Here is a 9,086-nt window from a genome sequence, read left to right on the forward strand (position 1 = left end):
TTCGGCGATTTGCGCGTCGGCCTTTACGAGCGTCTGAAGCCCGCGTACGCCGAAGGTTGCGTTGCCGTCGTAGATGATCTCCCCGCTAAAACCCATAAAATACGCGAGAATCTGCTCAAGCGCCGATCTTAGACATGCGCTGAGTCCGATCTCATCGACCTGTGCGCTTGAAATTTCGACGATTTTGTAGCGCGAGTTTTTGATGATCTGAGCATAGAGCTCCTCGCGGCGCTTCTCGCTTAGTTTTTTGCTATCGGCAAGGCCTGCGATTTCGCGCTGCAAGACGCAACCCGCGACGCAAAGCGGTCCCGCAAGACAGCCGCGCCCCGCCTCGTCGATGCCGCAAATCTGACCGCTCACTGCGCGTCCTTTCGCACGACGGGCGCGGCTCCGCTTAGTAGGTCGTGTAAGTTTAGATGATCTTTGCGAAAGAAGCAGATCAAAAGCCCGATGACGCTAAAGCCCGCAAGCACGAAGCAAGCAAAGCGAGCTAAGGCTCTAAAGAAGCTTGCTTTGCGTCCGCTACGAATGTCGATGAGATAAAGCCCCGCGAGCTTATAGCCCGGAGTCTGGGCGCTGCGGGCGTAAAATACCGCGCAAATAGCGCCGTAAGCAAGCCATATAAGCGCGATCGCGGCTTGGTTGCGCCATAGAGCTTCTTTTGAGCCCAAGATGAGATAGGTAACGCCGTAGAATAGGGGCATCGCGATGATGAAAAGATCGACGATGAAGGCCTTTACGCGCAGAAAGATCGGTGAAATTTTAGCTTTTTGTTTTGCCATTTTGCTTCGTTTTGGATTAAATTTTAAAATTCCGGCGCGCTAAATTTAGAGCCTAGAGGATAAAATTTAATCTCGTTGCGGTTTGTTAGCAGCAAATCGACGCCTAGTTTCCGCGACTGCCGGGCTTGATCGCCTTGCTTCCGGTAGCACAAAGCGGGCAGGTTGCGGGCTCGTAAATTTCAAACTCGAAATTGCCTAGCGCAAAAAACGGCTTATCTGCAGGTAGCTTGGCGCCCTCTTTTGCACTGCTGCCCGCTAAATTTGCGACCTTGCAAAATCCGCGATTGGCAAGCGCGGCAAAGCCCACGACCTCGCCGCTGAGGTTTTCGATGAGCCTCGCGCTTTCAAGCGCTGAGCCACCCGTAGTGATGATGTCCTCACAGACGATAAATCTCTCGCCCTTATGCACTTCAAAGCCGCGGCGCAGGCTCATCACGCGATCCACGCGCTCGGTAAAGATGAAGCGCTTTTTCGCCGCGCGAGCTAGCTCGTAGCCAGCTAAAATTCCGCCCAGCGCAGGCGAGCAGACGCTGTCAAACTCTACGCCTGCTTTTTCGATGATTGCGGCAAGCTCGTCTGCGAGCTGCCCCGCGAGCTGCGGATCCTCAAGTACTTTGGCGCTTTGCAGATAGAATTCCGAATGGTTGCCGCTTGAAAGCAGAAAATGCCCCTGCAGATATGCACCGCAGTCGCGATAGATTTTTTCTATATTCACAGCTCAGACCTTCAAAAGCTCGGCTTCTTTGGCCTTGACTGCGTCGTCGATCTTGCTTGAGTAAGAGTCGGTGATCTTTTGCACCTCCTCATAGCCCTTTTTAGCGTCGTCTTCGGAGATCGCTTTGTCTTTTTCGAGCTTTTTGATCTCGTCGTTAGCGTCTTTTCGGACGTTACGAATGCCGATTTTAGCCTTCTCGCCCATCGCTTTGGCCTTTTTTGCGTTTTCTTGGCGTTGCTCGACCGTCATCGGCGGGAAAAATAGCTTTACGCTCTCGCCGTCGTTAGTAGGGTTTACGCCGATATTCGCCGCTGCGATCGCGCTTTCGATCGCCTTTAGCATCGGCTTTTCCCAAGGCGTGATCGAGATCGTTACCGCATCGGTCGAAAGGACGGTCGCGACCTGATTTAGCGGAGTTTGCGAGCCGTAATAATCCACGAAAATATGATCTAGGATCGCCACGCTCACTTTGCCGGTGCGTAGCGTCGTAAAGTCCTTTTTCAAAGCCTCGATAGCTCGATCGCCGTTTGCTCTTTGCTCTTTATAGATAGCTTCTAGCATTCAAATCCTTTAAATAAAATTTGCGGAATTATAGCGTTAAAAAAATAAGAATAGCATTTAAAAGCGCGGATTTTGCGCTTTTAAATTTTAAAATTTAGAGTTTATTTGGTTGTGTTTTGATCTGCGGAAGCGGCGCTGGCATTGGTATCACTTGATGCTTGCGACCGAGCAGGCGCGCTAGCTGCGGCGGTATCGGTAGCAGGAGCTGCGGGCGCTTCGATTTTCGTATCCGTCGCATTGGTCTCGCCGCTAATTATAGAATTTGACTCAGTGCTTGCAGGAGCGAAATTAGGCTTTATGCCAGAAGTAGGGATAGACGGCACGCCAGGGACAGCGTTTGGTCCGGATTTAGTAGCATTCACTTCGATCTTTACGCGATCGACTACGGAAGATTTAGCATCTTGTTGATAGAAATACGCAAGCACGAGTGTATTTATCACAAATAAAATTCCCATCGCGGCGGTAAATTTAGCCAAAAATCCCGCTGGACCCTTCGCTCCGAATAAGCTTTCGTTGCTTCCGCTGTATGCGCCAAGCCCAATAGAAGAGCTCTTTTGCAGCAGAACGGAGATCGTAATTATCACGGCGAAGACGACTTGTAAAACCAAAAATAACGTAGTCACTATAAAACCTTTTGAAAAAATTGAATTTGCGATTATAATAAAAGATTTATAAATTTTAAGTTAAGAGTGCACCGCACGAAGCGGTGCGTAAAATTTAGTCTCTACTTGCGCCGAAAATTCTTAGCAGCGAAAGGAAGAGGTTGTAGATGTTTAGATACATATCTACGGCAGCCATTATCGGTGAAGTATAGGTGCCGTTTATAATATTTTTAGTATCGTAGATGATATACATCGAAAAGATTAAAGCCGAAAAAGCTGAAATCGCTATATCAAGCACGGTGCTTTTGAAAAAGAAGTAGTTCAAAAGGCTTAGCACGATAATAGCCACAAGCGATACCAATAGCGGCTTGCCCCAAGAGTCGAAATTTGTCTTTGTATTCATCGCGTAAACGGTAAGAGCACCGAAAGTAATCGCCGTAGCCACAAACGCATGCGTTACTACGTCTCCGGCACCCGCTGCGATATAGATAGCGATCAATTTACCTAGAGTAAGACCGGTAATAAAGGTAAATGCAAAAAGCAAAATCAGCGCGATCGTGTTGGCGCCGCGATTTACGGCTGCTTGCATACCGAAGATCAGCCCCATTAAAACTACCAGATATAAAATCGGATGAAGAGCCAAGCTCACGCCGAAACTCATCGCCACAAAAGCCCCTGCCGCCGCAGCTATCATCGAAGCGGTTAGAAGCGCGTAGGTTTGTTTGATAGTCTGAGAGATTCGTCCTTGTTCCAGTGATGCGTCCGATAGCTCATAGCCATCCGCGTAATTTCGTCTGTCGTATAGACTCATATTTTTCTCCTTCTTTTGATTTATGAGCGGGGAGTTTAGCGAAAATTTGGTAAATATATAATTAAAAATTCCCAGAATTCTATCTATTTATGAAAGTAATATATAATTCCCGACTTTTTTAAGGAGAAAGTATGCCCAGCCAGTTAATAAATGGAGCTATTAAATTTATGGAAGAAAATTTTGCCGAGCATGCCGAGCTTTTCGGGAGTCTGGCAAATCATCAAAAGCCCCACACACTTTTTATCGGCTGCTCCGACTCGCGCGTGGTGCCAAGCCTAATTACCTCGACGCTTCCAGGAGAGCTTTTCGTCGTACGAAATATTGCAAACGTCGTTCCTCCATACCGCATTAGCGAGGAATTTTTAGCGACTACCTCAGCGATTGAATACGCGCTGTATTCGCTAAAAATCAAAAATATCATCGTTTGCGGGCACAGCAACTGCGGTGGCTGCGCGGCGCTGTTTTACGACGCTAAAAAACTCGAAAAAATTCCAAACGTAAGGCGCTGGCTAAATTTAATGCAGCCCGTAAAAGACGAGGTCGAAAAGCTCAAAGATCTCGGCACCGGCAAGCGTGAGTGGATCACCGAGAGATTAAATATTATAAATTCCATGCAAAATTTACTTAGTTTTCCTGGCATCAAAGACGCCTACAAAAACGGCGAGATTAAAATTTACGGCTGGCACTACGTCATCGAAACGGGCGAGCTATTCAACTACGACGACGAAGGCGCGCATTTTACGCTATTAAATAAGGGAATGGATTATGAAAAAATCTATAATCAGCTTTTTAACGATTAGTCTTTTTAGCGCCGCTTTAGCGTTTGCAGACCTCAACACGACCGGCGAAGGAAGCTTTGTAGAGACGAATTCTTCTACTCCAGAGGCAAATCTTACTTTAGAAAACAACAAAACCGAGATCAAAAAGGAAGTCGCTAAAATTTTATCCAAATCGCTCGGTGCGGAGGATGGCAATAAAACCGAAGTAATAAATATGATCGCAGAAAAGGTCGCCAAAACGGAGACTTCACAGAAAAAAGCTCCTAATGGAGAGACGCTTATCTCTGTAATCAAAGAGATTAAAAAGCTAAATTTACAACGCAGCTCCCTGCTTAACGGCGGTGACGCCAACGCGAGCAAAAACGAACTGGACGCCATCGATCGCAATAAAGCTAAGCTCTTTGATCGCCTACCTTTTGCGATTACGCAGCAGGATATGGATATCGAAAGCATAATGTCGTATGCGCAAAATAAAAAGAACATCCAAACTACGCTAAAAAAATACGCCAAAAAGCAGAGCTCTCCCGAATACGTAAATGCAAGCGCGGATTTAGAAAAGATGGAGATGGCAGAGATCTTTTATACCTCGCTTATGAAAATTGAGGATATGTTTGTAAACGGCGCAAGCAGAAGCGCGCTTGAAAGTGAGCTGAGTAGCACGCTACTAAATATCCAAACTAGGGATTTTAGCAAACTTAATGATTTGAAAAATAATCTAAGCAGTCAAGAGCAGATAGACGCCTTAGAGTCTAAAATCAACGATTTGAAAAACGACAAGCAGACCTACGACGAGGTGCTTACGTATCTGTCTCGAAATAGCGATCTGCTCGCAAGTAGCGTGGTTTTTACCAGCTTAAATTTTAAATCGGTGATCGATTATATCAACGATAAAATTCCGTTTAAGCTCAGCCACGTAAATTTCGGCAAGCTCATTTTGATCACGCTGATTACGCTATTTTTCTACTCGCTTCGCAGGCTACTTGCCAACATCATCTATTTCGTATTTAAATTCTTTAATAAAAGCTTTTCGCTGGATAGCGAAACTCTAAAAACGCAAGTAGTAGGCATCATCAAGCGCCCGATGGGTATTTTGCTGATCGCTTATTCGGTCGATATCTGTCTTAGTATATTTTATTATCCGGCGCCTGTGCCGATAAAATTTGCAAATTTATTCTCGATCGTTTACGTGGTACTTTGGGCATGGCTCATCATCGAAATCATCGACGGTTACGGCATTATTGTGCTTGGAAACATCACGAAAAAAGGCGTCAGAAAAGATATCATAAATCTAGTCGTTAAAATTCTATATGTCATCGTAATCATCATCGCCGTGCTTTTGGTGCTAAAGCGTCTGGGCTTTGACATCTCGGCGCTTATGGCATCGCTTGGAATCGGCGGACTTGCGATCGCGTTTGCGACCAAGGACATCATCGCAAATTTCTTCTCATCCGTGATGCTATTATTTGATAATTCATTCTCACAAGGTGATTGGGTCGTATTAGGCGACATAGAAGGAAACGTCGTAGAAACAGGCTTTAGAAAGACGACGATCAGAACCTTTGATAACGCTCTTGTTTTTGTGCCGAATTCCAACATAATGGCGCAAAATATCAAAAACTGGAGCCGCAGGAAGGTAGGACGGAATTTAAAGCTTACCGTAGGTGTCGAATACGGTGCGAGCACGGCTCAACTGCGAAAGTGCGTAAACGACATAAAAGAGATGTTAAAATCTCACCCGGGCATCGCTCAGTCTGCCGATACGGCATTAAATTCTAAAGATTTTCGTATGCGCTATAGACAAAATATGGTCTCTATCGACGATTTAGCGGGCTATAAAAGCACCATGTTCGTGGCGTTAGATAGCTTTGGCGATTCGTCCATTAATATTTTAGTTTACTGCTTCACAAAAACCGTAATATGGGCAAATTTCATCCAAACGAAAGAGGATGTTTTATTTAAAATAATGGAGATCGTGGAGCAAAACGGACTATCGTTTGCCTTCCCATCGCAGAGCGTTTATATCGAAAATATCCCGGAAATAGCAAGCGAATGCGTAAAATCAAAAGTAAATTCCAACGACAAAGGAGAGCAAAATGGCTGATTTCGATGACTTCGAAGACGAAGAGTTCGATGAGGACGAATATGAGGACGATGATTTAATCGGAGGCGACGAGAGTTACAACTACAACTACGACGAGGATGATTACAGCTACGAAGACGACGACGGTTTTAACGATTATAGCGATTTGGACAGCGAGGATTATTAGTGTTTAGATCCAGGGCGCTGCCTTTTGATCCGCGCACGAATAAAATCGCGAGCTTGCAGAGTTTGAAATTTCACCACGGCGGGCTTTGCGAGGACTACGTCTCTGCCTTAAATCGAGATATTGCGGACACACCGATACAAAACGCGGATCTTTTTACGATCATCACGCAGTCGTTCAAGGAGGTACGCGGCGAGGAGTGCAATTTTTCGCAAATTTCAAAGCTTTATCAAATTTGCCTAGGTTTTAGCCGTATTTTTAACAACGCCTCTGAAATTTACAACCACGATTTTTACTTCGACTGTATCGCGCAGCCAAGCGAGCCTAGCGGCGAGCTCGCGGACGCTTTAACGCAGGCTTTCGGCGGGATAGAAAATTTGAAAAGCGAGTTTTTAAAGCGCGCACTGGGGCTTTTCGGTAGCGGCTGGTGCTGGCTTGCGTGCGACGAGAGTGGCACAAATTTAGAAATCATCACGACGCAAAATGCGGACACGCCGATCGTGCATGGTGAAATTCCACTCCTAGCCTGCGATCTTTGGGAGCACGCCTATTATGCCGATCATCAAAATGCGCGCAAATCCTACGTGGAGAATTTCTTGCGCTTTGCGGACTTTGGCTTTGCAAGCGACGCCTACTTCCAGGCGAAAAAGCAAGGACTTGACTCCGTGAAGCTCTATATTAGCGAGCTTCATCCCTCCGCATCTTCGCGCTGCGATTGCGGCTGCTGCGGATAGATTTGGGTTTTTGCTGCGCAACTTAGAGAGTTGCAAAACTTTAAGTTCATTAATTACGCCGCGCGCTAAATTTCAAACGGGTACGTCTTTCAATGCCCGTATTTTGCCGACGGATACTGCGCTATACGACCTGTAGTGCTCTGAGAGCACTCCCGGCTTGCTGCGTACTAAATTTACATAAATTTGATTTTGAACCCATTTGGCGTCCGCGGATTAAAATTTAAGATTTTTAATTTGAAGTTTGTTCAGCTCTAGTTTCCCACTAGTTATGCGCTAAATTCCGAGTGTTTCTCCTTTTCAGCGCTTATATCTTGTGCGCAAATGCCGCGTTGCACAGACCTTATGTGAAATTTCGCTTTATCTAGCTCTGCTTTCTTAAAATTTCCACTGCCCGCGTATTGAAATTTAACGCTACGAGCGAGTATCTTGCAAAATTTTAAAGTTGTAATAGGCCCATGAAATTTTCATACCGAGATAGGCAGCCCATTCTTTGCTTCCGCAATTATACGGAGAGGGCAACTTCTATCTGCCTCCCTGCCTTGTTCACCCATGCCCTATTCGTAAAATTTTGTTTAGTAAAGCGGTCGGCAAATTTTAAAATATCAGCTAGATTAAATTTGCCGCGCCAAAGACAAGGTCGCGGCGGGTTTGAAATTTACGCCCGAATAGCACGGCTTGCGAACCACGGGCTAAATTTAACGAAATTTGATCGTCAAATTTTACTTTTTGGCGGTTGAAATTTCAGCGCCGTTTCAACTTGAAATTCCGCTTTAAATTTTAAAAATTTGCACCTGCCAAAGCTAGGTCGTTGCGCGGAAAAGACAAGCTGCATCGAAACCAAGCTATGCCGCGTCAGGCGATACATGCGCGCTATGTGTGCCAAAATACAGCGTGGGATTTTAACCGCATCAGCTCAAATTACGCGGCGAGCTGCGCTGTGCGAGACCTCGTTAATTAAAGCGCCGAGCCGTATTCGCGCGCCGCATAAAGCTGCTCGGTGTAGAATTTTACTCGTTTAAACGCAGCACATCGCTTCACAAACATAAAATTAGTCCGTTAAGGCGGCACTAGTCGCGCGGCATGCACGCTAAACCAAAAGTGCAAACCACGTTCGCTTAAATCCAAAGTCATACTCAATAAAATTCAAAGCCGCACTCGCTCGAAACGTAAAGTCGCGCCTATTTAAAGGGTATAGCCGCGCTCAATCAAAATTTGTCCGAGACGCGAAGCCGTGTCTATTTAAAGTATAGAGCTACGCCTAATAAAATTAAAAACCGCCCTCGCTCAAGGCACGAAACCGTTCCGCTCAAAAATATTGCACCCGCAAAACGTAAAGCCGCGTCTGCTTAAAATTCAAACCCTATTTCAAATTTTAAGCCCACTCAAAGCTCAAAACCCGCTTAAAATTTTAAAATTTAGTCCGCTTTACTCCCTCGCTAGCCCGTTTTCATCGGATTTGTCGCTGATTAGCTTGCCGCTTTCGTCGTATTTTTTGGCGCGCACGAGCCTACCGCGCTCAAACTCGCCCTCGGCTTCGAGCTTGCCGTCTGCGTAGTAGTGCTTCGCCGTGCCCGTCTCGAGCCCATCCTTGAACGTCACTCTGGCCTTGAGCGCGCCGTTTTCGTGATATGTTTCGTATAGCCCGTGTTTGTGCCCGTCTCTGAACATTACCTTCGCCGCAAGCGCACCGCTTGCGTAGTATTGCTTACTTGTGCCCGTTTGCCTGCCGCGCTCAAACTCATATTCGCCCTGTAGCGCGCCGCCCTCGTAGTATTCGCATACCGCGCCGTCGCGCTCGTCGTCTTTGAAATTTTCGATTACGCGCGTCTTGCCGTCCT

General features: G+C 46.2%; 9 protein-coding genes and 2 pseudogenes. 4 read left to right on the plus strand and 7 right to left on the minus strand.

Annotation, left to right across the window (positions count from 1 at the left end; all coding sequences use genetic code 11):
* The 6 genes and pseudogenes from Q0369_RS00025 to Q0369_RS00050 all read right to left on the minus strand — a co-directional run.
* Positions 1-360 (minus strand): annotated as a pseudogene (locus tag Q0369_RS00025) (ribonuclease HII); the annotation flags it as partial.
* Positions 357-782, minus strand: coding sequence for an RDD family protein (locus tag Q0369_RS00030; protein ID WP_298094279.1), 426 nt, complete (start codon positions 780-782; stop codon positions 357-359). The pseudogene Q0369_RS00025 and the gene Q0369_RS00030, both read right to left, overlap by 4 nt.
* Before the next feature lie 103 nt (positions 783-885).
* The gene (gene pyrE, locus Q0369_RS00035; protein WP_298094282.1) at positions 886-1,497 is read right to left on the minus strand and encodes an orotate phosphoribosyltransferase; all 612 of its coding nucleotides are present in this window, start codon (positions 1,495-1,497) and stop codon (positions 886-888) included.
* A gap of 3 nt (positions 1,498-1,500) precedes the next feature.
* Positions 1,501-2,058: a ribosome recycling factor gene (frr, locus tag Q0369_RS00040; RefSeq protein ID WP_298094284.1), complete on the minus strand. Its 558-nt coding sequence runs from the start codon at positions 2,056-2,058 to the stop codon at positions 1,501-1,503.
* Positions 2,059-2,408: 350 nt separating this feature from the next.
* Positions 2,409-2,681 (minus strand): annotated as a pseudogene (gene secG / locus Q0369_RS11130) (preprotein translocase subunit SecG); the annotation flags it as partial.
* Positions 2,682-2,775: 94 nt separating this feature from the next.
* Positions 2,776-3,471 carry a Bax inhibitor-1/YccA family protein gene (locus tag Q0369_RS00050; RefSeq protein WP_298094290.1) on the minus strand — a complete coding sequence of 232 codons (696 nt, stop codon included), beginning with the start codon at positions 3,469-3,471 and terminating at the stop codon, positions 2,776-2,778.
* Positions 3,472-3,602: 131 nt separating this feature from the next.
* Between Q0369_RS00050 and Q0369_RS00055 the strand changes: the two genes are divergently transcribed.
* Genes Q0369_RS00055 through Q0369_RS00070 form a run of 4 tightly spaced genes read left to right on the plus strand, consistent with a single transcriptional unit; the run spans position 3,603 to position 7,248 of the window.
* Positions 3,603-4,271, plus strand: a complete 669-nt coding sequence (locus Q0369_RS00055) for a carbonic anhydrase (protein WP_298094293.1) — start codon at positions 3,603-3,605, stop codon at positions 4,269-4,271.
* Positions 4,237-6,351, plus strand: a complete 2,115-nt coding sequence (locus Q0369_RS00060) for a mechanosensitive ion channel family protein (protein ID WP_298094296.1) — start codon at positions 4,237-4,239, stop codon at positions 6,349-6,351. Before Q0369_RS00055 ends, Q0369_RS00060 begins: the two co-directional genes overlap by 35 nt.
* Positions 6,344-6,517: a hypothetical protein gene (locus tag Q0369_RS00065; RefSeq protein WP_005870938.1), complete on the plus strand. Its 174-nt coding sequence runs from the start codon at positions 6,344-6,346 to the stop codon at positions 6,515-6,517. The genes Q0369_RS00060 and Q0369_RS00065 overlap by 8 nt, the downstream gene beginning before the upstream one ends.
* Positions 6,517-7,248, plus strand: a complete 732-nt coding sequence (locus tag Q0369_RS00070) for a superoxide dismutase (protein WP_298094301.1) — start codon at positions 6,517-6,519, stop codon at positions 7,246-7,248. Before Q0369_RS00065 ends, Q0369_RS00070 begins: the two co-directional genes overlap by 1 nt.
* Positions 7,249-8,673: 1,425 nt before the next feature.
* Here the strand turns inward: Q0369_RS00070 and Q0369_RS00075 are convergent.
* The coding region (locus Q0369_RS00075; protein WP_298094304.1) for a toxin-antitoxin system YwqK family antitoxin at positions 8,674-9,086 on the minus strand (413 nt) is incomplete at its 5' end.

Origin of the sequence: uncultured Campylobacter sp., from assembly GCF_938030685.1 — a bacterium.
Lineage (GTDB): Bacteria > Campylobacterota > Campylobacteria > Campylobacterales > Campylobacteraceae > Campylobacter_B.